Annotated in this window: 23 protein-coding genes; 11 read left to right on the top strand and 12 right to left on the bottom strand. The window is 67.9% G+C overall.

The features are described from left to right. Positions 1-153: 153 nt before the first annotated feature. Both csiR and RN02_RS01850 read left to right on the top strand, forming a co-directional pair. On the top strand, positions 154-855 hold the full coding sequence (gene csiR / locus RN02_RS01855; protein ID WP_177331036.1) for a DNA-binding transcriptional regulator CsiR: 702 nt from the start codon (positions 154-156) through the stop codon (positions 853-855). Positions 856-1,097: 242 nt separating this feature from the next. Next, positions 1,098-2,141, top strand: a complete 1,044-nt coding sequence (locus RN02_RS01850; RefSeq protein ID WP_043312792.1) for a class I SAM-dependent methyltransferase — start codon at positions 1,098-1,100, stop codon at positions 2,139-2,141. Positions 2,142-2,576: 435 nt separating this feature from the next. Here RN02_RS01850 and RN02_RS01845 read toward each other — a convergent pair whose 3' ends face one another. The 3 genes from RN02_RS01845 to RN02_RS01835 all read right to left on the bottom strand — a co-directional run bounded on the left by RN02_RS01845 (position 2,577) and on the right by RN02_RS01835 (position 5,956). Then, on the bottom strand, positions 2,577-3,596 hold the full coding sequence (locus tag RN02_RS01845) for an AraC family transcriptional regulator (RefSeq protein ID WP_043312790.1): 1,020 nt from the start codon (positions 3,594-3,596) through the stop codon (positions 2,577-2,579). A 162-nt stretch (positions 3,597-3,758) separates the two neighbouring features. Next, positions 3,759-4,940, bottom strand: coding sequence for a vWA domain-containing protein (locus RN02_RS01840; protein ID WP_043312788.1), 1,182 nt, complete (start codon positions 4,938-4,940; stop codon positions 3,759-3,761). A 170-nt stretch (positions 4,941-5,110) separates the two neighbouring features. Then, positions 5,111-5,956, bottom strand: a complete 846-nt coding sequence (locus RN02_RS01835; protein ID WP_009623574.1) for an AAA family ATPase — start codon at positions 5,954-5,956, stop codon at positions 5,111-5,113. A gap of 285 nt (positions 5,957-6,241) precedes the next feature. Here RN02_RS01835 and cysK point away from each other — a divergent pair, with 285 nt between their 5' ends. The 3 genes from cysK (at position 6,242) to aceK (ending at position 10,333) form a co-directional block, all read left to right on the top strand. Further along, complete coding sequence (cysK, locus tag RN02_RS01830) at positions 6,242-7,216, top strand: cysteine synthase A (protein WP_009623576.1); 975 nt, start codon at positions 6,242-6,244, stop codon at positions 7,214-7,216. Between the two features lie 174 nt (positions 7,217-7,390). Continuing rightward, complete coding sequence (locus RN02_RS01825) at positions 7,391-8,488, top strand: polyamine ABC transporter substrate-binding protein (RefSeq protein ID WP_043312786.1); 1,098 nt, start codon at positions 7,391-7,393, stop codon at positions 8,486-8,488. A 120-nt stretch (positions 8,489-8,608) separates the two neighbouring features. Then, entirely contained in the window at positions 8,609-10,333 is a 1,725-nt protein-coding gene (gene aceK / locus RN02_RS01820; RefSeq protein ID WP_411392954.1) for a bifunctional isocitrate dehydrogenase kinase/phosphatase, read from the top strand. A gap of 205 nt (positions 10,334-10,538) precedes the next feature. On the opposite strand, the gene RN02_RS01815 is transcribed toward aceK, so the two are convergent. Then, the gene (locus RN02_RS01815) at positions 10,539-11,492 is read right to left on the bottom strand and encodes a GlxA family transcriptional regulator (RefSeq protein ID WP_043312784.1); all 954 of its coding nucleotides are present in this window, start codon (positions 11,490-11,492) and stop codon (positions 10,539-10,541) included. Positions 11,493-11,613: 121 nt separating this feature from the next. On the opposite strand from RN02_RS01815, the gene RN02_RS01810 reads away from it, so the two are divergent. Then, positions 11,614-12,243, top strand: coding sequence for a cysteine hydrolase family protein (locus tag RN02_RS01810; RefSeq protein ID WP_043312782.1), 630 nt, complete (start codon positions 11,614-11,616; stop codon positions 12,241-12,243). A gap of 133 nt (positions 12,244-12,376) precedes the next feature. Here RN02_RS01810 and RN02_RS01805 read toward each other — a convergent pair whose 3' ends face one another. From RN02_RS01805 to RN02_RS01795, 3 genes are all read right to left on the bottom strand, one after another. After that, positions 12,377-12,901 (bottom strand): DUF2937 family protein, encoded by a 525-nt coding sequence (locus RN02_RS01805; RefSeq protein ID WP_043312780.1) that lies wholly within the window; start codon positions 12,899-12,901, stop codon positions 12,377-12,379. A gap of 13 nt (positions 12,902-12,914) precedes the next feature. Further along, positions 12,915-13,688 carry a class II glutamine amidotransferase gene (locus RN02_RS01800; protein ID WP_009623588.1) on the bottom strand — a complete coding sequence of 258 codons (774 nt, stop codon included), beginning with the start codon at positions 13,686-13,688 and terminating at the stop codon, positions 12,915-12,917. Between the two features lie 171 nt (positions 13,689-13,859). After that, entirely contained in the window at positions 13,860-14,336 is a 477-nt protein-coding gene (locus RN02_RS01795; RefSeq protein ID WP_009623590.1) for a hypothetical protein, read from the bottom strand. A 98-nt stretch (positions 14,337-14,434) separates the two neighbouring features. On the opposite strand from RN02_RS01795, the gene RN02_RS01790 reads away from it, so the two are divergent. Next, positions 14,435-16,495 (top strand): S9 family peptidase, encoded by a 2,061-nt coding sequence (locus RN02_RS01790; RefSeq protein ID WP_043312779.1) that lies wholly within the window; start codon positions 14,435-14,437, stop codon positions 16,493-16,495. Positions 16,496-17,149: 654 nt separating this feature from the next. Here RN02_RS01790 and RN02_RS01785 read toward each other — a convergent pair. Beyond that, positions 17,150-17,599: a YcgN family cysteine cluster protein gene (locus RN02_RS01785; protein ID WP_009623592.1), complete on the bottom strand. Its 450-nt coding sequence runs from the start codon at positions 17,597-17,599 to the stop codon at positions 17,150-17,152. A 211-nt stretch (positions 17,600-17,810) separates the two neighbouring features. Between RN02_RS01785 and RN02_RS01780 the strand changes: the two genes are divergently transcribed. Next, positions 17,811-18,404: a nitroreductase family protein gene (locus RN02_RS01780; protein WP_043312777.1), complete on the top strand. Its 594-nt coding sequence runs from the start codon at positions 17,811-17,813 to the stop codon at positions 18,402-18,404. A gap of 32 nt (positions 18,405-18,436) precedes the next feature. On the opposite strand, the gene RN02_RS01775 is transcribed toward RN02_RS01780, so the two are convergent. The 3 genes from RN02_RS01775 to rnd all read right to left on the bottom strand — a co-directional run bounded on the left by RN02_RS01775 (position 18,437) and on the right by rnd (position 21,027). After that, positions 18,437-19,369, bottom strand: a complete 933-nt coding sequence (locus tag RN02_RS01775) for a D-2-hydroxyacid dehydrogenase (RefSeq protein ID WP_009623594.1) — start codon at positions 19,367-19,369, stop codon at positions 18,437-18,439. 228 nt (positions 19,370-19,597) lie between these two features. Beyond that, the gene (locus tag RN02_RS01770) at positions 19,598-19,891 is read right to left on the bottom strand and encodes a YcgL domain-containing protein (protein WP_043312776.1); all 294 of its coding nucleotides are present in this window, start codon (positions 19,889-19,891) and stop codon (positions 19,598-19,600) included. Then, complete coding sequence (gene rnd, locus RN02_RS01765; protein WP_043312775.1) at positions 19,888-21,027, bottom strand: ribonuclease D; 1,140 nt, start codon at positions 21,025-21,027, stop codon at positions 19,888-19,890. The genes RN02_RS01770 and rnd overlap by 4 nt, the downstream gene beginning before the upstream one ends. A 134-nt stretch (positions 21,028-21,161) precedes the next feature. On the opposite strand from rnd, the gene RN02_RS01760 reads away from it, so the two are divergent. After that, positions 21,162-22,220: an SMP-30/gluconolactonase/LRE family protein gene (locus RN02_RS01760; protein ID WP_043312859.1), complete on the top strand. Its 1,059-nt coding sequence runs from the start codon at positions 21,162-21,164 to the stop codon at positions 22,218-22,220. Positions 22,221-22,226: 6 nt separating this feature from the next. Here RN02_RS01760 and RN02_RS01755 read toward each other — a convergent pair whose 3' ends face one another. Then, entirely contained in the window at positions 22,227-23,024 is a 798-nt protein-coding gene (locus tag RN02_RS01755) for a lysophospholipid acyltransferase family protein (protein ID WP_043312774.1), read from the bottom strand. 106 nt (positions 23,025-23,130) lie between these two features. Between RN02_RS01755 and RN02_RS01750 the strand changes: the two genes are divergently transcribed. Together RN02_RS01750 and RN02_RS01745 are read left to right on the top strand one after the other, a co-directional pair. Continuing rightward, complete coding sequence (locus RN02_RS01750) at positions 23,131-23,985, top strand: sulfurtransferase (RefSeq protein WP_043312772.1); 855 nt, start codon at positions 23,131-23,133, stop codon at positions 23,983-23,985. Positions 23,986-24,235: 250 nt separating this feature from the next. Beyond that, positions 24,236-24,715: a hypothetical protein gene (locus RN02_RS01745; protein ID WP_009623606.1), complete on the top strand. Its 480-nt coding sequence runs from the start codon at positions 24,236-24,238 to the stop codon at positions 24,713-24,715. The last annotated feature ends 131 nt before the right edge of the window (positions 24,716-24,846 follow it).

The following is a 24,846-nucleotide window of genomic DNA, read 5'->3' as shown; positions in this document are numbered from 1 at the left end:
TGACCTGGATCAGGCGGGCAGGAGAAAAGTATCGTCACAAACTAAAAATGTCTACATTTTTATTTTTCGACGACAAATATACGTCCTGTCTATTGTTTTTCGTCCATACGACATTTGGGTATGATCCAGCGCAAATCCCCACAGGAGCTGGATTTGGAAGCGATCGCCCCCCGTCAGAACTCGGCCGTCAGCGGTTACGAGTGGCTCAAGAAGGACATCATCCGCGGCGTCTTCAAACCCGGCGAAAAGCTGCTGATGAGCACCCTGAAGGAGCGCTACGACCTGGGCGTGGGCCCGCTACGCGAGGCCCTGTCGCAACTGGTGGCGGAGCACCTGGTGGTAGCCATCAGCCAGAAGGGCTATCGCGTGGCGCCCATGTCGCTGGAAGAGATGCAGGACATCTACGACGCCCGCGCCAACCTGGAAGCGATGATCGTCGGCCTGGCCATCCAGCGCGGCGACGATGCCTGGGAGGCGCAGGTGCTGGCGCACTCGCACACCCTGGCCAAGGTGGTGGAGGTGAAGACCCGCGAGCAGCGCCTGGACGTCTGGGACGAGCGGCACAAGGCCTTCCACACCGCCATCGCCCAGGGCTGCGGCTCCAAGCACCTGCTGCAGGCGCGCACCTACCTGTTCGACCAGGCCGAGCGCTATCGCCACCTGTGGCTGACGCACACGGTGTTCTCCGAGCAGGCCCTGGAGCTCAAGCGCCAGGAGCACGCTGCGCTGGTGGAGGCGATCCTCGCCCGGGATGCCGCGCGCGCCAGCGAGATGATGCGCAACCACCTGATGACGCCGGTGCCGATCATCGCGCAGATCATGCGCAACGGCGGCCTGGGCGAAGCCGCGCGCTGACGCCGGGCGTCGGCCGGCGCCACCCGCCGCGGCCGCAGCGCTAGACTGAAACGACGCCCCGCCGAGGGGCCGCCCGCCCCGGGCCGGCAATGACGCGCGAACCGCGGCTGCCGGCACGCGCCCGTCCCGGGCCGGCGCCTGCCCTGCCCCGCTGTTCGCCGCGCGTATGGAGAACCGGCACCTCCCGCCATCCACCCGGAGCCCCCGCCGCCGCGCGGGCGCCCGACAGCGGAGGAGTTGCCATGGACGAAGCCAAACTCAACGACTTCATGGGCCGCCTGGTCGCCGACATGGGCGGCGCGGCCATGCTGGCGAACGTCATCCTCGGCGACGAACTGGGCCTGTACCGGGCCATGGCCGACAACCAGCCGGTCAGCCCGCAGGCCCTGGCCGAGCGCACCGGCTGCAACCCGCGGCTACTGCGCGAATGGCTCAGCGCCCAGGCCGCCGCCGGCTACCTGGAGCACGAAGGCGGCAACTTCCGCCTGCCCGAGGAACAGGCCATGGCCCTGGCCATCGAGGACTCGCCGGTGTACGTGGCCGGCGGCGCCGGCGTGCTGGCTTCGCTGTACCAGGACAAGGACAAGCTGCTGGCCGCCATGCGCGGCGACGGCGCCCTGCCCTGGGGCGACCACCACCCCTGCCTGTTCCGCGGCACCGAGCGTTTCTTCCGCCCCGGCTACCGCGCGCATCTTGTAGAGGAGTGGCTGCCGGCGCTGGACGACGTGGTGGCCAAGCTGCAGAACGGCGCGCGGGTGGCCGACATCGGCTGCGGCCACGGCGCCTCCACGGTGATCATGGCCCAGGCCTTCCCGGCCTCGCGCTTCGCCGGCTTCGACTACCACGCGCCCTCGGTGGAAACCGCCAGCCAGCGCGCCCGCGAGGCCGGCGTCGAAGACCGCGTGGACTTCTCCCAGGCCAGCGCCAAGGACTACCTGGGCGAATACGACCTGATCTGCTACTTCGACTGCCTGCACGACATGGGCGACCCGGTGGGCGCCGCCCGCCACGCCCTGCGCCACCTGGCGCTGGACGGCACGGTGCTGCTGGTGGAGCCCTACGCCGGCGACCGCCTGGAAGACAACCTGACGCCCATCGGCAAGCTGTTCTACGCCGCCTCGACCTTCATCTGCACGCCCAACTCGCTGTCCCAGGAAGTGGGCCTGGGCCTGGGCGCCCAGGCGGGCGAGGCGCGGTTGCGCGCGGTGTTCGAAGAAGCCGGGTTCACCCGCTTCCGCCGGGCGGCGGAGACGCCGTTCAACCTGATCCTGGAGGCGCGGCCATGAGTGGTCGATCGTAGGAGCAACTGTCTTGCAAGCCGCGCCGGGCTGCTCTTCGTAGGAGCGAGCTTGCTCGCGAACAGATTCCGCTGCGGGGTTCCGTTCGCGAGCAAGCTCGCTCCTACGAGAAGCCGTGCCCGCCGGTACGTTCGGCTATCGCGGATAAGCCGTTCCCGGCACCGTGCCTCCTGGTAGGAGCGGGCCCTGCCCGCGATTCGCGCGCAGGGCGCGCTCCTACAGGGGAATGGCGCGGGTGGGGTTGCGTAGGGCGTATAACCGTTCGCGGTTATACGCCGCCTCACCTTCCTCATCGTCCCTGCCTCGGTCGATCCGGGGGAATGCATGACCAGCGCCAAGCTCGACACCGAGCGGGCCGGTAACCAAGGTCAAACGGCGGATAACGCCGTAGGCGTTATCCGCCCTACGGGTTGGAACGGCCGCTCAGGCGCGGAAATGGCTCGGCGGCTGGCCGCTCCAGCGCTGGAAGGCGTGGCGCAGGCTGGCGGTTTCGCTGAAGCCGAGTTCCTCGGCGATGCGGTAGATGGGCATGTCGCCGCCCTGCAGCAGCTCCTTGGCGCGGGCGAAGCGCAGTTCGTCGAGCAGTTGCTGGTAGCTGGTCTGCTGTTGCTGCAGGTGCCGGCGCAGGCTGCGCGAGGAGCAGTTCAGGCGCCGCGCCAGTTCCTCCAGGCCCGGCGGCGACTGCAGGCGCTCGCCGAGGATGCCGCGGACCTTGTCCAACCAGGCGCGGCGGGCGGCCAGGTCGACGTTCTGCCGGCGGCACTGTTCGAGCATCTCGCGGTGGGTCACCGGGTCGGCCAGCGGCAGGCGGCGCTCCAGCCAGGCGGCGGGGAAGCCGAAGGCGCTGCGCGAAGCGCCGAAGCGCAAGCCGCAGGCGAAGCCTTCGGCGTAGGCGGCCTCGCGCTCGGGCGGGCCGGCATAGTCGAACTCCGCGCACAGCAACTCCAGGGGCTGGCCCAGCAGGTCGCCGCAGGTGACCTTCATCGAGCCCAGGCACAGTTCGGTGTTGAACGGCCGCAGGGCCTCGTCCTCGCTGTAGCCGGTGGCCACCAGCCAGGCCACCTCGCCTTCGACCTGCAGAGACAGGTGGAAGTAGGTGCCCAGCAGCACCGGGTAGCTCAGGCCGATGCGTAGCGCCTCGCCGAGGGTCGGCGCGGAAAGCAGCGCATAGCCCAGCAGGCCGTAGGCGGAAATCCGCGTGCGCAGGCCCAGGCGCAGGCCCAGGGCGGGTTCGGCGGCCAGGCGCTCGGCGTTGGCGAACACCTGCTGCTCCTGCCAGGGGCTGACCAGCCGGCGCAGGTCCACCAGGTCGGCGGCGGTGATGCCGCTGCCTTCGAGGATGCCGTCGCGCTCATGGCCTTCGGCTTCCAGCAGGGAAACCGTCAGGGTGGTCATGTGCAGGGAGTTGAGCCAGGTGTTGCGGGAGAAGCTGGTTCCGGTCATGTCTTGCCCATCGGTGCGCTGCGCCGTGCCCGCGATGTTACCGTCGCGGGCATGGGATTTGGCAAGGCAAAGGCGGCAATTGTAGGAGCGGGCCCTGCCCGCGATTCGCGCGCAGGGCGCGCTCCTACAGGGGAGCGCGATGGTTGGTGCAGCACAGCGGGCTCAACCGCGCGAAAGGAAGCGCATCCCCTCTTCCAGCCCGCGCAGGGTCAGCGGGTACATCTGGTCCTTCACCAGTTCGCGCACCAGGTTGGTGGAGGCGGTGTAGTTCCAGGTGTCCTTCGGGTACGGGTTGATCCAGATGAGCTTCTTGTACTTCTCCATGAAGCGCTGCATCCACACGTAGCCGGCTTCCTCGTTCCAGTGCTCGACGCTGCCGCCGGCCTGGGTGATCTCGTAGGGCGCCATGGCCGCGTCGCCGACGAACACCACCTTGTAGTCCGGCCCGTACTTGTGCAGCAGGTCGAAGGTGGCGGTGCGCTCGTTGCCGCGGCGCAGGTTGTTCTTCCACACCGACTCGTAGATGAAGTTGTGGAAGTAGAAATATTCCAGGTGCTTGAACTCGGTCTTGCAGGCCGAGAACAGCTCCTCGCAGACCTTCACGTGGGCGTCCATCGAGCCGCCGATGTCCAGCAGCAGCAGGAGCTTCACGGTGTTGCGCCGCTCCGGGCGCATCTGGATGTTGAGCAGCCCGGCGTCCTTGGCCGTGTGGTCGATGGTGCCGTCGATGTCCAGCTCTTCCGCCGCGCCTTCGCGGGCGAACTTGCGCAGGCGGCGCAGGGCGATCTTGATGTTGCGCGTGCCCAGTTCGACCTGGTCGTCGAGGTTCTTGTACTCGCGCTGGTCCCACACCTTGGCCGCCTTGCCCTGGCGCTTGCCGGCGTCGCCCACGCGGATGCCCTCGGGGTTGAAACCGCCGGAGCCGAACGGGCTGGTGCCGCCGGTGCCGATCCACTTGTTGCCGCCGGCGTGGCGTTCCTTCTGCTCCTCAAGGCGTTTCTTGAACTCCTCGATGAGCTTGTCCAGGCCGCCGAGGGACTGGATCTGCGCGCGCTCCTCGTCGGTCAGCAGGCGCTCGAACTCCTTGCGCAGCCATTCCTCGGGAATCAGCGCCTTGAGATGGTCGTCGAGCTTCTCCAGGCCCTTGAAGTAGGCGCCGAAGGCCCGGTCGAACTTATCGAAATGGCGCTCGTCCTTCACCATGATGGTGCGGGCGAGGTAGTAGAACTCGTCCATGTCGGCGAACACCACGCGCTGCTGGAGCGCGTTGATCAGGTCCAGCAGCTCGCGCACCGACACCGGCACCTTGGCCGCGCGCATTTCGTTGAACAGGTTGAGCAGCATGGCTGCACCCTCGTGTATTCGTTGACACCCAAAATCGTTCCAGGGGCGGCGAGCTAGAGCCAGGCAAGGCGGGGACAGGCGAGGAAGCGGAGTTTACGACTGTAAATGAGCATTCCTCGCCTGCCCCCAACGCAGCATGGCCGACGCGCAGCCGTCCCTGGGGCGATTTTTCAGCGTGAAGCGCGGCGGCTCATGAAAGCCAGGCGCTCGAGCAGCTGCACGTCCTGCTCGTTCTTCACCAGGGCGCCGGCCAGCGGCGGGATGGCCTTGGTCGGGTCACGCTCGCGCAGCACCGCCTCGCCGATGTCGTCGGCCATCAGCAGCTTCAGCCAGTCGACCAGTTCGCTGGTGGAGGGCTTCTTCTTCAGGCCCGGCACCTTGCGCACGTCGAAGAAGATGTCCAGCGCCTCGCTGACCAGCGAGGCCTTGATGCCCGGGTAGTGCACGTCGACGATCTTCTGCAGCGTCTCGCGGTCGGGGAAGGCGATGTAGTGGAAGAAGCAGCGGCGCAGGAAGGCGTCCGGCAACTCCTTCTCGTTGTTCGAGGTGATGATGATGATCGGCCGCTGCCTGGCCTTGATGGTCTCGTTGGTCTCGTAGACGTAGAACTCCATCTTGTCGAGTTCCTGCAGCAGGTCGTTGGGGAACTCGATGTCGGCCTTGTCGATCTCGTCGATCAGCAGGATGACGCGCTCGTCAGCCTCGAAGGCCTCCCAGAGCTTGCCCTTCTTGATGTAGTTGCGCACGTCGTGGACCTTGTCCACGCCCAGCTGCGAGTCGCGCAGGCGGCTCACCGCGTCGTACTCGTAGAGGCCTTGGTGGGCCTTGGTGGTGGACTTGATGTGCCAGGTGATCAGCTTGGCGCCGAAGGCTTCGGCCAGCTGCTCGGCGAGCATGGTCTTGCCGGTGCCCGGCTCGCCCTTCACCAGCAGCGGGCGCTGCAGGGTGATGGAGGCGTTGACCGCCAGCTTGAGGTCGTCGGTGGCGACGTAGGACTGGGTGCCTTCGAACTTCATCGGGGAATCCTCGAACGGTATCGGCCGGGCCTATGCCCGGGCTGTAGGAACTGGGAGACAGACTGCGACTATACCGCGCAGCTCCGTCGACTGTGAACGCAGGCATGGCATTCAGTCACTGAATGCGCAGCCACTCGTCCATTCGTCGAACGACGTCGACCGCGCACCACCCTCTCACCGACGCCGCTGCCCTGGAGCCGACCTTTCCGACGGTTTCGCAGCTTTACGGCCAGGGCGCCGGGGAATAGGCTGGTGGGTCAGCATCGATCCACAAGGACACCCATCATGAGCCGCATCTTCGCAGACAACGCGCAGTCCATCGGCAACACGCCGCTGGTCCAGATCAACCGCCTGGCCCCGCGCGGCGTCACCATCCTGGCCAAGATCGAGGGCCGCAACCCCGGCTACTCGGTGAAGTGCCGCATCGGCGCCAACATGATCTGGGATGCCGAGTCCAGCGGCCGCCTGAAGCCGGGCATGACCATCGTCGAGCCGACCTCGGGCAACACCGGCATCGGCCTGGCCTTCGTCGCCGCCGCGCGCGGCTACAAGCTGGTGCTGACCATGCCCTCCTCCATGAGCCTGGAGCGGCGCAAGGTGCTCAAGGCCCTCGGCGCCGAGCTGGTCCTCACCGAGCCGGCCAAGGGCATGAAGGGCGCCATCGCCAAGGCCGAGGAGCTGGTGGCCAGCGACCCGGCCCAGTACTTCATGCCGGCGCAGTTCGACAACCCGGCCAACCCGGCGATCCACGAGAAGACCACCGGCCCGGAAATCTGGAACGACACCGACGGCGCGGTGGACGTGCTGGTGGCCGGCGTCGGCACCGGCGGCACCCTCACCGGCGTGTCGCGCTTCATCAAGAACACCAAGGGCAAGCCGATCCTCTCGGTGGCCGTGGAGCCGACCAGCTCACCGGTGATCAGCCAGACCCTCGCCGGCGAAGAGGTCAAGCCCTCGCCGCACAAGATCCAGGGCATCGGCGCCGGCTTCGTGCCGAAGAACCTCGACCTGGCCATGGTCGACCGCGTCGAGCTGGTCGGCGACGACGAGGCCCGCAGCATGGCCCAGCGCCTGATGCACGAGGAAGGCATCCTCTGCGGCATCTCCTGCGGCGCCGCCATGGCCGCCGCCGTGCGCCTGGCCGAGGAGCCGGCCATGCAGGGCAAGACCATCGTGGTCATCCTCCCCGACTCGGCCGAGCGCTACCTGTCGAGCATGCTCTTCGAAGGCGTGTTCGACGAGCAGGAAATGGTGCAGTAAGCCCCCCGCGCCGCCCCACTGCGGGGCGGCGCCCCGCGCGGCGGCCCTTTGCCACTGTCTGCGGACCCGCGGGCAACCGCGCCCCCTCCAAATCCTCCGGCAATCCGGTTATTCCTTGAGCAGCCGCGGCCCCACCCCGGCCGCGCCACTACCGTTTGCCGTCAGGAAACAACAATGAAAACGACCGCACCGCTGTCCAGTGCCCTAGCGCTTTCCCTCACCCTGGGCGTCGCCGCCGGCGCCCAGGCCGAGTCCCTGAAGATCTACAACTGGTCCGACTACATCGCCCCCGACACCGTCGCCAACTTCAGCAAGGAAACCGGCATCCAGACCACCTACGACGTCTACGACAGCAACGAGACGCTGGACGGCAAGCTGATGACCGGCAAGTCCGGCTACGACATCGTGGTGCCCTCCAACCACTTCATGGCCAAGCAGATCCAGGCCGGCGCCCTGAAGAAGCTGGACAAGAGCCAACTGCCCAACTGGAAGAACCTCAACCCGGTGCTGATGAAGGCCCTGGAGGTCAACGACCCGGGCAACCAGTACGGCTTCCCCTACCTGTGGGGCACCACCGGCATCGGCTACAACCCGGCCAAGGTCAAGGAAGTGCTGGGCGCAGACGCACCGCTGGACTCCTGGGACCTGTTCTTCAAGCCCGAATACATGCAGAAGCTGGCCAAGTGCGGCGTCGCCGTGCTGGACAACGGCCCCGAGCTGCTGCCCATCGCCCTGAACTACCTGGGCCTGCCGCACCACAGCCAGAACCCCGAGGACTACAAGAAGGCCGAGGAAGCGCTGATGAAGGTGCGCCCGTACATCGCCTACTTCCACTCCTCGAAGTACGTCAGCGACCTGGCCAACGGCAACATCTGCGTGGCCGTCGGCTTCTCCGGCGACATCCTGCAGGCCGCCACCCGCGCCAAGGAAGCCAGGAACGGCATCGAGATCCACTACTCCACGCCCAGGGAAGGCTCGCCGCTGTGGTTCGACATGATCGCCATGCCGGCCGACGCGCCCGACGAGAAGGCCGCCTACGCCTTCATGAACTACCTGCTGCGCCCGGAGGTAATGGCCGGCATCAGCAACTACGTGCACTACGCCAACGGCAACCTGGCCTCCGAGCCGCTGGTGGACGCGGCGATCAAGGCCGACCCGGCGATCTACCCGCCGCAGGACAAGATGGCCAAGCTGTTCGCCCTGCAATCCATGCCGATGAAGATCGACCGCCTGCGCACGCGCATCTGGACCAACGTCAAGACCGGCAAGTGAGCCTCCGCGCGAGGTACTGAACGAACGGGGGCGGCGACGCCCCCGTTTCCCGACCGGCGCTTTCGCCGCCCCCGGAGTCTGGCTAAGCTCGCTGCACATCCCATGAACGAGATGCGCCCCATGAGCCATGCCCAGATCGCGCAGACCATCCTCGACGGCTTCGACGTCTACCGCGAGCGCTTCAAGCAGATCACCGACGGCGCCCAGGCGCGCTTCGAGCAGGCGCAGTGGCAGGAGATCCAGCGGACCTCGGCCGAGCGCATCGACCTCTACGAGGAGAAGGTCGCCGAGACGGTGGCGCGGGTCGGCAGCCGCTTCAGCCCCGCGGAGTTGCTGGACGTGGAGCGCTGGCCGCTGATCAAGAGCGCCTACATCGTCCTGATCGACCCGCGCAACGACGACGAGCTGGCGGAAACCTGGTTCAACTCGATCTTCTGCGGCCTGTTCAGCCACGACAACATCAGCGACGGCACCATGTTCGTGCACACCACGCGGCCGTCGCTGCGGCCCCACGCGCGCGACCCGCACACCCGCCTCTACCGGCCCCGGGGCAACCTGCGCCAGGCGCTGCAGCAGATCTTCGCCGACTACCGCTTCCAGGTGCCCTACGAGGATGCCGAAGGCGACCTGGCGCGCCTGGACGCCCTGCTGCACAGCAACCTGCCGGACTGGGTGTGCAAGGACCCGGAGCTGGCCCTGGAGCTGATCGGCTCGGTGTTCTACCGCAACAAGGGCGCCTATCTGGTGGGCCGCCTGTTCACCCCCGACGAGCAGTGGCCGCTGGTGTTCCCGCTGATCCACCGCGAGGGCCGCGGCATCCGCTTCGACACCGTGATCACCGACGAGGCGGAGGTATCGATCATCTTCTCCTTCACCCGCTCCTACTTCATGGTCGACGTGCCGGTGCCGGCGGAGCTGGTGGCCTTCCTCAAGCGCCTGCTGCCGGGCAAGCACATCGCCGAGCTGTACACCTCCATCGGCTTCTACAAGCAGGGCAAGAGCGAGTTCTACCGCGCGCTGATCAACCACCTGGCGAGCACCGACGACCGCTTCGTCATGGCCCCCGGCGTGCGCGGCATGGTAATGAGCGTGTTCACCCTGCCCGGCTTCAACACCGTGTTCAAGATCATCAAGGACAACTTCAACCCGGCCAAGACCGTGGACCACGCCACCGTGGTGCAGAAGTACCAACTGGTGAAGAACCACGACCGCGTCGGCCGCCTGGCCGACACCCAGCAGTTCGCCGACTTCCGCTTCCCGGTGGCCAAGTTCGAGCCCGAGTGCCTGGCCGAACTGCTGCAGGTGGCGCCTTCCACGGTGGTGATGGAAGGCGACGTGGTGCTGATCCGCCACTGCTGGACCGAGCGCCGCATGACCCCGCTGAACCTCTACCTGGAGCACGCCACCGAGGCCCAGGTGCACGAGGCGCTGTACGACTACGGCCTGGCCATCAAGCAGCTGGCAGCGGCGAACATCTTCCCCGGCGACATGCTGCTGAAGAACTTCGGCGTCACCCGCCACGGCCGCGTGGTGTTCTATGACTACGACGAGATCAGCTACCTCACCGAGGTGAACTTCCGCCACATCCCGCCGCCGCGCTACGAGGAGGATGAGATGTCTTCCGAGCCCTGGTATTCGGTGGGGCCGATGGATGTGTTTCCCGAGGAGTTTCCGCGTTTCCTGTTCGTCGATCTGAAGCTGCGTCGGTTGTTCGCCAAGTTGCATGGCGATCTCTATGACGCGGATTACTGGAAGGGGCTGCAGGCGCAGATACGGGCGGGCAAGGTGATAGACGTGTTCCCCTATCGGCGTAATGAGTTGCCGGAGAAGGCTTTGGCGGAGTAGGAACCTTCCCTGGAAATCCGTAGGGCGGATAACGCCGCCGAATCGCGGATAGAGTCCGCTTGCGCCGAGGTGCTCCTCGCAGGATGGGTTGAGCTTGCGATACCCATGCTGCCGTGGTGATGGGTATCGCTTCGCTCAACGCCATCCTACGAAAAGCCGTGCTTCCCTGTAACCGTAGATTTCCCGGCCGCGCCGGAGCCCCCGCTCACTCCCGAAACGCCTGCCGATAGGCACTCGGCGACACCCCCAGCGCCGCGCTGAAATGCTGCCGCAACGAAGCCACCGAACCGAACCCCGCCAGCGCCGCCACATCCGGGATCGGCTGCTCGGTGGACTCCAGCAGCCGCTGCGCCAGGGCCAGGCGTTCGCCGCGCAGCCAGTCGCCCAGGGTGCTGCCGGTGAGCTGGCGGAAGTGCCGGCTGAAGCTGCGCCGGCTCATCAGCGCGCGTTCGGCCAGGCTGTCCAGGTCGTGGGGCTGGTCGAGGCGTTCGCGTACCCAGTCGAGCAGGCCGGAAAGGCGGTTGTCCCGCGCCGTGGCCGGCAGCGGCTGTTCGATGAACTGGGCCTGGCCGCCCTGGCGGTGCGGCGCCACCACCAGGCGGCGGGCCTGCTGGTTGCTCAGGCCGGCGCCGCAGCGCTGGCGCAGCAGGTGCAGGCAGCAGTCGATGCCGGCCACGGTGCCGGCGGAGGTGAGGATCGGGCCATCGTCGACGTAGAGCACGTCCGGCTCCACCCGCACCTGGGGATAACGCTGGGTGAAATAGTCCGCCCACAGCCAATGGGTGGTGGCCCGGCGACCGTCCAACAGACCGGCCTCGGCCAGCACGAAGGCGCCCAGGCACAGGCCCACCAGTTGCGCGCCGCGCGCATGCGCAGCCACCAGGGCGTCGAGCAGGGCCTGCGGCGGGCGTTCCGCCGGCTCGCGCCAGCTCGGCACTATCAGGGTATCGGCGGTTTCCAGCGCCTCCAGGCCGTGGCGCGTATCGATGGCGAAGCCGGCCGTGGTGTTCAGCGGCCCCGGCTCGGCGGCGCAGACCTGCAATTCGAAGCGCGTGCGCGTCCCTCCCGGGTCGCCCTCGCCGAACACCAGGCAGGGCACCGAGAGGTGGAAGGGGCTGATCTGGTCGAAGGCCACCACGGCCACGCGATGGGTTTCCATGGGCATCATCCGGGCAAGGCTTTGGCCCGATTCTAGCGAAAGCTGTCTTGCGGGCCACTCACGCCGACCGCCGGCCCCTGCGCAGAATGGCCCCATCCCCACTCCAGCGGAGACACCCAGCATGAGCAACGCCCCGAAACGCGCCCTGATCGTCATCGACGTGCAGAACGAGTACTTCAGCGGCAACCTGCGCATCGAATACCCGCCGGTCGGCGACTCGCTGCCGAACATCCTGCGCGCCATGGACGCCGCCCACGCCGCCGGCATCCCGGTGGTGGTGGTGCGCCACCAGGCGCCGGCCGGCGCGCCCATCTTTGCCCCCGGCAGCCACGGCGTGGAACTGCACCCGCAGGTGGCCGAGCGCCCCCGCGACCTGCTGCTGGACAAGAGCAAGGCCAGCGCCCTCAGCGGCACCGGGCTGGGCGACTGGCTGCGCGAACGCGGCGTCGACACCCTGACGCTGGTCGGCTACATGACGCACAACTGCGACGACTCCACCGCCCGCCAGGCCGCCCACGAAGGCTGGCAGGTGGAATTCCTCGACGACGCCAGCGGCTCGCTGCCCTACGCCAACAGCGCGGGCGCGGCCACTGCCGAGGAAATCCACCGGGTGTTCAGCGTGGTGCTGCATTCGTCGTTCGCCGCGGTGGCCAGCACCGCCGACTGGCTGGCGGCGGTGGCAAGCGGCAAGGCCCTGGAGCGCGACAACATCTACGCCTCCAACCAGCGGGCCATCAACGCCCGCGGTTAGGAAAACGGCGGATAACGCCGTGGCGTTATCCGCCCTACGCGAGGACCATCATGGACGTAGGGCGAATAACCGTTCGCGGTTATCCGCCGCCTGACCGCCCTCCCCGTCCCGCACGGCGTCCAACCGGCCCTCATCAGCTCCAATGCCGCCGCGCGACGTTGCGGTTGTCCCCCAGCCCCGCCAGCGCCCCGACCGAAACGATCAGCAGCTCGACGATCCAGGCCAGCAGCAAACCGCCGCCCAAGGCCCAGCCGATGGCCTTCGGCGCCAGCACCACCTGGTAGCTGTAGCCGTCGAGGGTCTCCTGCAGCAGCTCGCGGTTCGGCGCGCTCAGCAAATGCCAGGCGCGGGCGTACCAGGGGCCCTGCAGGGCCTGCCATTCCTTGTCGAACAGCTTGGCGCGGCGCAGCAGGCGCTCGACGTTGTCGCCGTCGCGCTGGAACACCGGGTCCGGGCTGCCGCGGTAGTGCGCCACCAGGGCGTCGAGGTCGCCCTGGAAGTACTGCCCGGCGGTGTTGCGATAGCCCTCCAGGGCCTGCAGGGCCTCCTGGCGGTGGGCGTCGACGCGGATCGAATAGTCCTTGATGAAACCCGGCACCTGCACCCCGACCAGCAGGCCGAGGGCGAAAAGCACCAGGCGGATATAGCTGCGCAACATGGGAGTCCCCCTCTCAGACGCGGCCCTGGTCGAGAATCTCGCCGCGCCACCAGAGCATCCACTCGCCGCTCTGCTGCACCGACCAGTGCTCGTTGTCGGTCAGCGGTTCGGTGGCGATCACCGTGACCACGTCGTTTGGCGTGGTCTCGGACTGGAAGTCCACGGTCAGGTCGGCGTCCTTCAGCCGCGCCGGGCCGAAGGGCGCGCGGCGGGTAATGTACGCCAGCTTGCTGGAGCAGAAGGTGAACAGCCAATCACCGTCGCTCAGCAGGCAGTTGAACACGCCCTTCTGCCGGTACTCGGCGCAGGCGCAGACCAGCGTCGGCAGCAGCACCTCCACCGGCACCGGCTCGGGGAAGGCCCGGCGCACGCGGTTGAGCAGGTCGCAGAAGGCCGCCTCGCTATCGGTGTCGCCCACCGGCCGGTACAGCCCCGGCGGCGGCGCGAAGTCGGCCAGCTGGCCGTTGTGCGCGAAGGTCCAGTAGCGCCCGCCCAGTTCGCGCACGAAGGGGTGGGTGTTGGACAGGCAGACCTTGCCGACGTTGGCCTGGCGGATGTGGCCGATCACCGTCTCGCTCTTGATCGGGTAGCGCTGCACCAGGCGCGCCACCTCCGACTCGACGCTGGCGCTCGGGTCCTGGAACAGGCGCACGCCGCGTCCCTCGTAGAAGGCGATGCCCCAGCCGTCGCGGTGCGGGCCGGTGCCGCCGCCGCGCTGCATCAGGCCGGTGAAGCTGAAGACGATGTCGGTGGGGACGTTGGCGCTCATGCCGAGCAGTTCGCACATGGTCAGCGCTCCTGTGGCAGGCGGTCGCCCGGCACGCGGTGGAAGGTGAAAGGGGAAATCAGGCGCCGGCCTGGCGTGGAGGTCCTGGGCTGCATTGGGCTCGTTCCGCTACGGCTATGCCGCCATGCTGAACGCCGGGCGGGCGCCGCGCAAGGGCGCCGCCGGGCTCGCTCAGAGGCGCGGTTCGATGCGCATGCCGCGGTTGCCGTTGCGCTCGTCGGCGCGGCTGTCGTCCACGTCGGGCATCAGCTGCGGCTGCATGAGCTGGCGCATGGTCGGCTCGTTCTCCGCCTCGGCGCGCTGGCGGCGGTTGCGCGCGGCGCGCTCGATGGGCCAGCGCACGGCGACGAAGATCAGGTACACGACGAAGGCCGCCAGCAGCACCAGGGCCAGGTCGGACACGGCGCGCCAGGCGTTGTTGCCGACCTTGAACAGCACGTCCAGGGCGGTGATGGCGATGGCCGGGGCGTATTCGTTGTTGGCCGGGTCGACCGGCGTCGGAGTGAACAACAGCACGAGCACGATCACCCGCAGCGGTTCGCGCAGCCAGCGCCACATCCAGCCGGTCATCAGGAACCAGACGACCAGGAGTCCGAAAGCGGCGAACAGGTAGACGCCCCAGGCGAGTTGATAATCGTGTTCGTTCATGCGCGTGCGTGCGATGGCGGCGGAAGGGGGCTTATGATAGCCGCTTTTCCCCACGGGTGCGCAGCCGGGTGTCACCCCTGCCCCGCCAAGGAGCCGCCATGACCGACCGCCAGCCCCCCGTCGCCCGCCGCGAAGCCGCCGCCGATCCCTACGCCTGGCTGCAGCAGCGCGACAGCGCCGAAGTGCTCGACTACCTGAAGGCGGAAAACGCCTACCTCGAAACCGAACTGGCCGGCCAGGCCGAGCTGCGCGAGGAGCTGTTCCAGGAGATCAAGGGCCGCATCCGCGAGACCGACCTGTCGCTGCCCTCGCCCTGGGGCCCGTGGCTGTACTACCAGCGCACCACCGCCGGCGACGAGTACCCGCGCCACTACCGCTGCCCGCGCCCGGCCGACGACTCGCTGAGCGTGGACGAAAGCGCCGAGCAACTGCTGCTGGACCCCAACGAACTGGCCGCCGGCGGCTTCCTCTCCCTCGGCGCCTTCAGCATCAGCCCCGACCACTCGCGCCTGGCCTACAGCCTGGACACCAGCGGCGACGAGATCTACCGCCTGTACGTCAAGGACCTGGCCAGCGGCGCCGTGGAGGAACTGCCCTTCGACGATTGCGACGGCAGCATGACCTGGGCCAACGACAGCCGCACCCTGTTCTTCGGCGAGCTGGATGACACCCACCGCCCGCACAAGCTGTACCGCCACACCCTGGGCGAACCCGGCGCCGAGCAGGTGTTCGAGGAGCGCGACGGGCGCTTCTTCCTGCATTGCTACCGCGCCAGCTCCGAGCGCCAGCTGGTGCTGCTGCTGGGTAGCAAGACCACCAGCGAGGCCTGGGTACTGGACGCCGAACAGCCGCGCGGCGAATTCCGCTGCGTCGCCCCGCGCCAGGAAGAGCACGAGTACCACGTCGACCACGGCCTGCTGGACGGCGAATGGACCTGGTTCATCCGCAGCAACCAGAGCGGCATCAACTTCGCCCTCTACAGCGCCAGCGAAGCGGCGCCCGGCCGCGAGCACTGGCGCGAACTGATCGCCCACCGCGACAGTGTGATGCTCGAAGACCTCACCCTCAACCAGGACGCCTTCACCCTCAGCCTGCGCGAGGGCGGCCTGCCGATCGTCGAGGTCCACGCCGCCGGCCAGGCGCCGCGCCGCGTAGAGCTGCCGGACGCGGCCTACAACCTGTACGTGCAGGACAGCCTGGAATTCCACAGCCCGGTCATCCGCCTGCGCTACGAGGCGCTCAACCGTCCGGCGCAGATCCGCCAGCTGGGTCTGCTCAACGGCGCCCAGCAGGTGCTCAAGGAAACCCCGGTGGAAGGCCCCTTCGACGCCGACGCCTACGAAAGCCGCCGGCTCTGGGCCAGCAGCGTCGACGGCGTGCAGGTGCCGATCAGCCTGGTGGCGCGCCGCGAGGTGCTGCAGGGCATCGCCGCCGGCCGCCCGGCGCCGCTGTACCTGTATGGCTACGGCGCCTACGGGGCGAGCCTCGATCCCTGGTTCTCCCACGCCCGCCTGAGCCTGCTGGAACGCGGCTTCGTCTTCGCCATCGCCCACGTGCGCGGCGGCGGCGAACTGGGCGAGGCCTGGTACCGCGCCGGCAAGCTGGCCAACAAGCAGAACAGCTTCAGCGACTTCATCGCCTGCGCCGAGCACCTCTGCGCCGAGGGCTACAGCACGCCGAAGCAGACCGTGATCAGCGGCGGCAGCGCCGGCGGCCTGCTGATGGGCGCGGTGCTCAACCAACGCCCGCAGCAGTTCGCCGCGTGCATCGCCGAGGTGCCCTTCGTCGACGTGCTCAACACCATGCTCGACCCGGACCTGCCGCTGACCGTCACCGAGTACGACGAGTGGGGCAACCCGCAGGAGCACGAGGTGTACGAGCGCATCCGCGCCTACGCGCCCTACGAGAACGTCTGCGCCCAGGACTACCCGGCGCTGCTGGTGGTGGCCGGCTACAACGACAGCCGCGTGCAGTACTGGGAAGCGGCCAAGTGGGTGGCCAAGCTGCGCGCCAGCAAGACCGACGACAACCTGCTGCTGCTCAAGACCGACCTGGGCGCCGGCCACGGCGGCATGAGCGGGCGCTACCAGGGGCTGAAGGACGTGGCCCTGGAATACGCCTTCGTGCTCAAGGTGCTGGGCCTGCTGGAGGCGGCCTGATGCCAGGTGGCATAGAGCCTGTCTGGCGCTGAGCCGGGGTGGGAGAAGAGCCGGTTCGGTGTGTTGCTGTTCGCGTGGTTTCTATATTCAAGAGCACCCTCACCCCAGCCCTCTCCCGCAAGCGGGAGAGGGGGCTGTTCGTGCCACCGGGGCGTCCGGCGTGGCCGGTAAACCCCATCGCGGACAAGGTCCGCTCCTACGCCCGTGCTTCCCTGTAACCGTAGGAGCGGACCTTGTCCGCGATTCGGGTTTCCAGAGAAACATCCGAGCGCACCCAAACGCCCCTTCAGCAGGCCGAGCGAAACCCCCGCTCAGGAGGTTATGCGACATGGATGTCGCGAGAGCCCCGATGGGCTACAGGGACGTACCCTCGGGGCGGGCCTCCGTGGCGGGGGAGTTCGTGAGGGTAGCCCGGCTCCATCGGGCCCGTATGCCGGGGCAAGCCTTTTTGGTTACTTTTGTGGCGACTGACAAAAGTGACTCGCCCGAGGGGGCGAAACAAGACGGTCGGGCAGACTCGGAGCGGCGCGCTACACCAAGCCCCCACGCCACTGGGCTCCCGCATTCGCGGGAATAACGAGGTTAAGGGAAGCGCGAAGGGACAAGATTCGCGAGCAAGCTCTCTCCCACGAAAATCAATTCCCGCCCAGCACCTCACCCCGCCCGGAAGATCAGATGCTCTTCCCAGTCATCCTCGGCCACCACAGTCTCGCTGAGCATCCGCCCCGACTGCGAAATCCGCTCATGATGCACCGCATCGGGATCGCCGCAGACCAGGTGATGCCAAAGCGGCAGGTCCTTGCCCTCGGCCACCAGGCGGTAGCCGCAGGTCGGCGGCAGCCAGCGGAACTCATCGGCCTGGGCCGGGGTGAGCTGGATGCAGTCGGGCACGCTGGCGCGGCGGTTGGCGTAGTCGGTGCAGCGGCAGGTCTTCAGGTCCAGCAACTTGCAGGCGATGCGCGTGTAGTAGACGGTGCCGTCGTCCTCGTCCTCGAGCTTCTGCAGGCAGCACAGGCCGCAGCCGTCGCACAGCGACTCCCACTCCTGCTGATCGAGCTGTTCGAGGGTCTTGCGTTTCCAGAAGGGTTCGACTTTGGCGGCCATCGTTTTTCTAGGTAGGGCTTTCACGGGGGCGCCAAGTCTATGCCCAGGCGCCGCGCCGGCCAAGCGCAGGTGACCGCCGGAGCGCTTGCCAGGGGCCGCGCGGCTGGGTAGCTTTCCCCCACCATCAGGCCCGAGCGGGCCGCTCGCTTCACCCACGATCCGCGATGTCCAGCCGTCCACGGCACCATCCCCCTTGCCAGCAGGAGCCGCCATGAGCGCCAATCCCCGCGTTGCCGACTACCCCATCGACCCGCTGTTCATCAATCGCTGGTCGCCCCGCGCCTTCAGTGGCGAGAGCATCCCCGAGGAAACCCTGCTGGGCTTCCTCGAAGCCGCGCGCTGGGCGCCCTCCTCGTTCAACTCGCAGCCCTGGCGCTTCCTCTACGCGCGCCGCGACACGCCGAACTGGCAGCGCTACCTGGACCTGCTGGGCGAGTTCAACCGCGGCTGGGCGCAGAACGCCGCGGCGCTGGTGATAGTGCTGTCCAAGACCACCTTCGCCCCGCCCGGCTCCAGCGAAGAGAAACCGGCGCTCTGGCACACCTTCGACACCGGCGCGGCCTGGGGCTTCCTGGCCCTGCAGGCGAGCCTGGCCGGCTGGCACAGCCACGGCATGGCCGGCTTCGACCGCGAGGCCACCCGCGTCGAGCTGAAGGTGCCGGACGACCACGAGATCCACGCAGCCATCGCCATCGGCAGGCTCGGCGACAAGTCGATCCTCTCGGAAAGCCTGCAAGCGCGCGAAGTCCCCAGCCCACGCCGGCCGCTGGAGCAACTGGCCGCCGAGGGCGATTTCAGCCTGTGAGGGACAGGGCGCCCCGCGCGGGGCGCCCGCTTTCAATAGCCGCGGGTGAAGTCCACCTCGCCGCGCATGGGCTGCCCGGCCCAGAAGCGCGACAGGTTCTCGCGGAACAGCTCCACCATCGGCCCCGGCAACGTCGGCGCGGCGGTGTGGCCGGTGAGCAGCAGGCGCGGCGCGCTCCAGAACGGGTGCTGCGGCGGCAGCGGCTCCTGGCGGCAGACATCGATGACGGCGCCGGCCAGGCGATTGTTTTCCAGGGCGCTGATCAGGTCGGCATCGACCACCGCGACACCGCGCCCGGCGTTGATGAACAGCGTCGAGGGCTTCATGCGCTGGAACAGCGCCAGGTCGAAGATGTCCTGGGTATCCGGGGTGTCGGGCAGCAGGTTGACCACGTAGTCGGCGGTTTCCACCAGACGCGGCAACTCGTCCAGCGCGCCCACCCGCTGGAATGGCTGCAGCGGCCGCGGCGTGCGCGCCACGCCGGTCAGCTCGACGCCGAAGGCCGCCAGCATGTGCGCCACGGCCAGGCCGATTTCGCCGGTGCCCACCAGCAGCACGTGGCGGCCACGCAGGCTGCCGGGGGCGCGGTCGTCCCACTGGCTGCCGACCTGGCTGGCCAGGCGGCCGAGGAACTGGCGTTCGTGGGCCAGCATGTAGGTCAGCAGGTATTCGCTCATCACCTGGCCGAAGATGCCCACCGCGCGGGTCAGGGCATAGTCCTTGGGCAGGTCGTCGGCCAGCAGCGGGGTGATGCCGGCCCAGGTGGACTGCACCCAGACGGGGTGCACGCCCTTGCGCAACAGCTGCGCCACCAGGTCGGGCTCGCCCAGCCATACCGGGCATTCGGCGGCGGCCTCGACGAGGTTGTCGGGTTTGTCGCCGGATACCACGCTGAGGCCGGGCTCGGCAGCCATGGTCAGCGCGGCGTAGAGGGTGTGTTCGCGATCGAGGATGAGCAGGCGCATGGTCTAGATCGCACCGGGGTGGCAAGGCGTAGGCACGTTGATTGGCATTGTCGTTATCGTCCCTGCATGCAGCGGCGATTTTGTGCGAGTTGAACGAAGGGCCTGTAGACCGGCAGGAAGCCCAGGCGTTCCGCCTGCTCAGGCAATTTCTGACGCAATAATGCTCTTGAGCCTACAACTTGCACAGCAATTTCGTACCAATTCGCGAAAGCGACGGCTTTTCGACGCTTACAACGGATCGTTCATGCGCAGCAACTCTTCGGGCAGGTGCTCGATGTACTCCTCCTCCGCCGGCGGCATCTGCAGGTGGAAACCCTGCTTCTCGATGTTCTCCAGCACCTTGTGGATATCTTCGCGGGCCAGCTTGCGCTCGGGGCTGAGCACCAGGTCGAAGGCGTGCTGCGGCGCGCCGAACGCCGCCAGCAGCGCCTCGGGCACGCGGCTCAGGGCCTCGCGCTTGTCGACGTACAGGTACATCTCGTTCTTGCGCGGGCTCTTGTAGATGGAGCAGATGCGTTTCATGGTTTCTCCGGGGCGGCCAGGCAGTCCAGCAGGGCCTGGCCCATCAGTTCACGGCGCCAGCCCTGCAGGGAATCGGGCAGGCGGTAGGGGCCATCGGGGTAGCCGGTCTTGAGCAGCGCCTCGAGAATCTTCTTGCGCAGCATCAGCTCCGGGGCCATGCCCTGGCGCTCGGCCTCGCGCTGGCCGACCTCGCGCAGTTGCTTGAGCAGCGGCGCCACCTCGCGCGGCAGCGGCTCGGGCAGCGGCTCGGGCCATTGCTCGGCGGGCAGCGCGGCGGCGTGGGCGAGCAGCGCCAGCAGGGTGTCGCCGTCCTGGCGCACGGTGCGCGGGTGCATCTCGTCGATGCGCGACAGCGCCAGCTTGTCCTTCGGCTGCAGGCGCGCCAGCGGCCACAGCGTCTGCTCGCGCAGGATGCGGTTGCGCGGCTGGTTGCGCAGGCGCGCCTGTTCCTCGCGCCAGGCGCAGAGTTCACGCAGCACGGCGAGTTGCTGCGGGGCCAGCTTCCAGGCCAGCTTGACGTCGCGCCAGGCCTGGCGCGGGTCGCTGACGCGGGTCTGGTTGGCGACCAGGTCGGCGCCATCGGCCAGCAGCCAGGCCAGCTTGTGCTCGGGCAGGCGCGGCGCCAGCTTCACGTAGACCTCGGCCAGGTGCTGCACGTCCTCGGCGGCGTAGCGCACCTGCATGTCGGTCAGCGGGCGCTGCAGCCAGTCCGAACGCGTCTCGTCCTTGGGCAGGTCCAGGCCGAGGATTTCCAGCACCAGTTTGGAATAGCCCATGGAATGCGCCATGCCCAGGTAGGCGGCGGCCAGTTGGGTGTCGAACAGCGGCTGCGGCAGGCTGCCGGTCAGGCGCTGGAAGACTTCCAGGTCCTCGCCGCAGGCATGGAACACCTTGACCACCGAGGGCTCCTCCAGCACCTCGGCGAAGGGCGACCAGTCGCGGATCAGCAGCGGGTCGATCAGCCACGCCCGCTCGCCGTCGCCGACCTGCACCAGGCCGGCTTCGGGGTAAAAGGTATCGACGCGCATGAACTCGGTATCGAGTGCCAGGTACGGCCTTTGTTTCCAGTCCCGGCATTGCTGCGCCAGGCTGGCATCGTCGCGGATCCACCGGATATCGAGGGCGCTCACGAACATCTCCTTGCTTCACGTGGGGCGCAGTATATCGGGCTGGATGATGTCCGAGCATTCCGCTTTTGCCTACAAGGCTGTACAGACGCGAACGAAGGCTTATCTTTCCTGCCCCAGGACCCATGACAAGAGCCTTCATGATGAAGAAATTCGCAAGCCTGCTGGTATTGCTGATCGCCGCCGCCGCGGTCTACCTCGCCATCACCCCCAGCCCCATCGACCCCGTGGCCTGGAACCCGCCGCCGGCGCCATCGATGACCGGCGTGCTGGAACCCAACGACACCCTGATGAAGGCCGAGCTGCTCGGTCTGGGCCAGGTGAAGGGCCCGGAAGACACCGCGGTGGATGCCCAGGGCCGCGTCTACGCCGGCCTGGACGACGGCCGCGTGGTGCGCCTGGACAACGGCCAGGTCACGACCTTCGCCGAGACCGGCGGCCGCCCGCTGGGCATGGACTTCGACGCCCAGGGCAACCTGATCGTCGCCGACGCCTGGAAGGGCCTGCTGAAGATCGACGCGCAGGGCAAGATCACGGTGCTCAGCACCGAGGCCGACGGCCTGCCCTTCGCCTTCGCCGACGACCTGGACATCGCCAGCGACGGGCGCATCTACTTCAGCGACGCCTCCAGCCGCTTCCACCAGCCCGACTACATCCTCGACTACCTGGAGACCCGCCCCCACGGCCGCCTGCTGCGCTACGACCCGGCGACCGGCAAGACCGAGACGCTGCTCAAGGACCTGTACTTCGCCAACGGCGTGACGCTGTCGGCCAACGAGGACTTCGTGCTGGTCAACGAGACCTACCGCTACCGCATCGCCCGCTACTGGCTGAAAGGCCCGAAGGCCGGGCAGCAGGACATCTTCATCGACAACCTGCCGGGGCTGCCGGACAACCTCCAGGGCGACCGCAAGGGCACCTTCTGGGTGGCCCTGCCGACGCCGCGCAAGGCCGACGCCGACTTCATCCTCGGCCAGCCCTGGCTCAAGCGCCAGCTGACCAAGCTGCCGCGCGCGCTGCTGCCCAAGCCGGTGCCCTATGGCCTGGTCATCGCCGTGGACGAGAACGGCCAGATCGTGCGCAGCCTGCACGACACCAGCGGCCAGCACCTGCGCATGATCACCTCGGCCAAGCCGGTGGGCGACTACCTCTACTTCGGTAGCCTGGAAAACGACCGCATCGGCCGCCTGAAGATTCGCTGAAGCATCTCAGCCCAGCGCCAGCGGCTCCTCGCGGGCCGCTTCGGCGCATTTCGCGGCGCCCGGCTCCAGCAGTTCCTGCATGCGCCCGCGCACCTCGCCCATCAGGGCATCCAGGCCCTGCCCGTGGAAGGCCGCGGCGTCCACCGGGCGGCCCACCAGCAGGTCCACCGGCTGGCCCAGGTTGAGGTCGAAGGTGCGCGCCGGCAGCACCCGGTGGATGCCGCGGATGGCCACCGGGATGATCACCGCATCGGTGTCCAGGGCCAGGCGGAAACAGCCCTTCTTGAACGGCAGCAGGCGCCCGTCGTCCGAGCGGGTGCCTTCCGGCGCCGCCCACAGCACTATGCCGCTCTCCATCATCTGCCGCGCGCGCTGCAGGTCGGCGCGGGCGCGCTGGCTGTTGTGCCGGTCGATGGAGGGGAACTCGGCGGCGCGCATGGCCCGGCCGAGCACCGGGATGCGGTACAGCTCACTCTTGGCCAGCATGCGGATCGAGCCGGGCAGCGCGGCGAAGCTGGCCGGGATGTCGTAGTGGCTGGAATGGTTGCAGAGGATCATGTAGCGCCGCCCGTCGCCGAAGTCCGGCATGGCCCCGTGCACGCTCAGGCGCATACGCACCAGGCGCAGCAGCAGGCCCGACCATTGGCGGGTGTAGCGGTCCACGCGCTCGCGGCGCAAGCGGCCGATGGCGGCCAGGGACAGCACCAGCAGGCTGTAGTAGAGGGTGATCAGGCCGGTCGCCAGGGCGATGGCGCAGACGCGCGCCCGCGAGGCCGCCTGGGTCGCCGGTTGCAGACTGAACATGGGCGAAAACTCCATCGGATCGAAGAAAGCCGCCGCGAACCGGCGTTTTCCGTTGCACAAGCCTTATGATGCGCGAGGAAACCGTCACGACACAGGAACCCGCACGATGTCACTCGCCCGCCTGCTCAGCCCGCAACAACTGGCAGCCCGCCTGGACGAACCCGGCCTGCTGATCCTCGACTGCCGCTTCGCCCTGGACGACCCGGGCTACGGCGCCCGCGTGTTCGCCGAGAACCACATTCCCGGCGCCCAGTACGCCGACCTCGAACGCGACCTCTCGGCCCCGGTGGTCAAGGGCACGACCGGCCGCCACCCGCTGCCCGACGCCGACGCGCTGATCCAGCGCCTGCGCGCCTGGGGCCTGGACAACAGCGACGAAGTGGTGCTCTACGACGACGGCCCCGGCGCCTTCGCCGCCCGCGCCTGGTGGCTGCTGCTGTGGCTGGGCAAGCGCGACGGCGTATACCTGCTCGACGGCGGCATGAACGCCTGGCGCGCCGCCGGCCTGCCGCTGACCACCGCCGAGCCGGCGGTGCCGACGGGCGCCTTCCACGGCGAGCCGGACAACGGCCTGCTGATCGACGCCGGCGAACTCTCGGCGCTGCTGGCCGACCCGCAGCTGCCGCTGATCGACGCCCGCGCCGAGCCGCGCTTCCGCGGCGAGGTGGAGCCCATCGACCCGGTCGCCGGGCACATCCCCGGCGCGCAGTGCGCGGCCTTCACCGACAACCTCGGCAGCGACGGCCGCTTCCTGCCGCCGGCGCAGCTGCACCAGCGCTTCGCCCACCTGCTGCGCGGCCGCCCGGCCCAGGAGCTGGTGGCCTACTGCGGTTCCGGCGTCACCGCCTGCCACAACCTGTTCGCCCTGAGCCTGGCCGGCTATCCCCTAGGTCGTCTCTACGCCGGCTCCTGGAGCGAGTGGATCACCGACCCGCGGCACCCGGTGGCCACCGGCGCCTGACGCGCCGCCCCAGGCCGCATCTGGCGCGGCCTGGGGCTCCTTTCCCGACGCGGTAACCCATTCCCGGTTAATCACATCGAGGAATATGCCTGCGCTGCAGAAAATCAAAACAATTTAAAAACAGTCCTTTACAGCAGGTTTATCGCACTACACTTCAAATCGAGCGGCTAAGTCCGCTTACGGCGGGGCCCAGGAGAACATCAGAAGCTGCCAAGACGCCCAGCCCCGCCGTTCATTGAGGGACAAGACCATGGGAATCGCCGCCTGCGACCTGCGACAGCACGTCATCCGGCCCACCCTGCTGTACCTGGAACGTCACAGCGGGGCGGCCGAGGCGCTGTTGCTGGGAGCGGCGGCCTGTCAATCGGCGCTTGGCAGCAGCCTGGACAGCGGCCGCGGACACGGCCTTTTCCGCATCGACGAACACCGCCACCAACAACTCTGGGATCGCTACCTGGCCCTGGACCCGAACCTCGCCAGCCGCGTGCGCGGCCTGGCCAGCCAGCACGCCTTCCTCGACGCTCCGCACCTGGAACTGACCGTGAACCTGCGCTACAGCACCGCCATCGCCTGGATGCTGGTGGAATCCCAACGCCTGCCACTGCCCGAAGCCTGCGATCACCTCGGCCAGGCCAGGGTCTGGCGACGGGTCTTCCAGCCCCACGGGCACCTGCGTGATTTCCTCGACGCCTGGCAGGCGTACATCGGCGATTCGCTCCTCGCAGCCTGACCACGATCAATGACCGATCAGTCAACTTTCGTTTACATACATTAACGAAGGGAAAACCTCGCACAAGGACGGTACTTTACGCGCAGATGCCCGATATAGAGCCCCCAGAGGTACTACCAAAGGCCTGGGAA

It is taken from the genome of Pseudomonas sp. PI1 (assembly GCF_000812405.1).
Taxonomy (GTDB): Bacteria; Pseudomonadota; Gammaproteobacteria; order Pseudomonadales; family Pseudomonadaceae; genus Pseudomonas; species Pseudomonas citronellolis.
This window is presented reverse-complemented; position numbering and strand designations above follow the sequence as displayed.

Coding starts and splice junctions, on each gene's coding strand:
- RN02_RS01850 (WP_043312792.1), top strand. CDS start 1,098: ATGGACGAAGCCAAACTCAACGACTTCATGGGCCGCCTGGTCGCCGAC.
- RN02_RS01845 (WP_043312790.1), bottom strand. CDS start 3,596: ATGACCGGAACCAGCTTCTCCCGCAACACCTGGCTCAACTCCCTGCAC.
- RN02_RS01840 (WP_043312788.1), bottom strand. CDS start 4,940: ATGCTGCTCAACCTGTTCAACGAAATGCGCGCGGCCAAGGTGCCGGTG.
- RN02_RS01835 (WP_009623574.1), bottom strand. CDS start 5,956: ATGAAGTTCGAAGGCACCCAGTCCTACGTCGCCACCGACGACCTCAAG.
- cysK (WP_009623576.1), top strand. CDS start 6,242: ATGAGCCGCATCTTCGCAGACAACGCGCAGTCCATCGGCAACACGCCG.
- RN02_RS01825 (WP_043312786.1), top strand. CDS start 7,391: ATGAAAACGACCGCACCGCTGTCCAGTGCCCTAGCGCTTTCCCTCACC.
- aceK (WP_411392954.1), top strand. CDS start 8,609: ATGAGCCATGCCCAGATCGCGCAGACCATCCTCGACGGCTTCGACGTC.
- RN02_RS01815 (WP_043312784.1), bottom strand. CDS start 11,492: ATGGAAACCCATCGCGTGGCCGTGGTGGCCTTCGACCAGATCAGCCCC.
- RN02_RS01810 (WP_043312782.1), top strand. CDS start 11,614: ATGAGCAACGCCCCGAAACGCGCCCTGATCGTCATCGACGTGCAGAAC.
- RN02_RS01805 (WP_043312780.1), bottom strand. CDS start 12,901: ATGTTGCGCAGCTATATCCGCCTGGTGCTTTTCGCCCTCGGCCTGCTG.
- RN02_RS01800 (WP_009623588.1), bottom strand. CDS start 13,688: ATGTGCGAACTGCTCGGCATGAGCGCCAACGTCCCCACCGACATCGTC.
- RN02_RS01795 (WP_009623590.1), bottom strand. CDS start 14,336: ATGAACGAACACGATTATCAACTCGCCTGGGGCGTCTACCTGTTCGCC.
- RN02_RS01790 (WP_043312779.1), top strand. CDS start 14,435: ATGACCGACCGCCAGCCCCCCGTCGCCCGCCGCGAAGCCGCCGCCGAT.
- RN02_RS01785 (WP_009623592.1), bottom strand. CDS start 17,599: ATGGCCGCCAAAGTCGAACCCTTCTGGAAACGCAAGACCCTCGAACAG.
- RN02_RS01780 (WP_043312777.1), top strand. CDS start 17,811: ATGAGCGCCAATCCCCGCGTTGCCGACTACCCCATCGACCCGCTGTTC.
- RN02_RS01775 (WP_009623594.1), bottom strand. CDS start 19,369: ATGCGCCTGCTCATCCTCGATCGCGAACACACCCTCTACGCCGCGCTG.
- RN02_RS01770 (WP_043312776.1), bottom strand. CDS start 19,891: ATGAAACGCATCTGCTCCATCTACAAGAGCCCGCGCAAGAACGAGATG.
- rnd (WP_043312775.1), bottom strand. CDS start 21,027: ATGTTCGTGAGCGCCCTCGATATCCGGTGGATCCGCGACGATGCCAGC.
- RN02_RS01760 (WP_043312859.1), top strand. CDS start 21,162: ATGAAGAAATTCGCAAGCCTGCTGGTATTGCTGATCGCCGCCGCCGCG.
- RN02_RS01755 (WP_043312774.1), bottom strand. CDS start 23,024: ATGTTCAGTCTGCAACCGGCGACCCAGGCGGCCTCGCGGGCGCGCGTC.
- RN02_RS01750 (WP_043312772.1), top strand. CDS start 23,131: ATGTCACTCGCCCGCCTGCTCAGCCCGCAACAACTGGCAGCCCGCCTG.
- RN02_RS01745 (WP_009623606.1), top strand. CDS start 24,236: ATGGGAATCGCCGCCTGCGACCTGCGACAGCACGTCATCCGGCCCACC.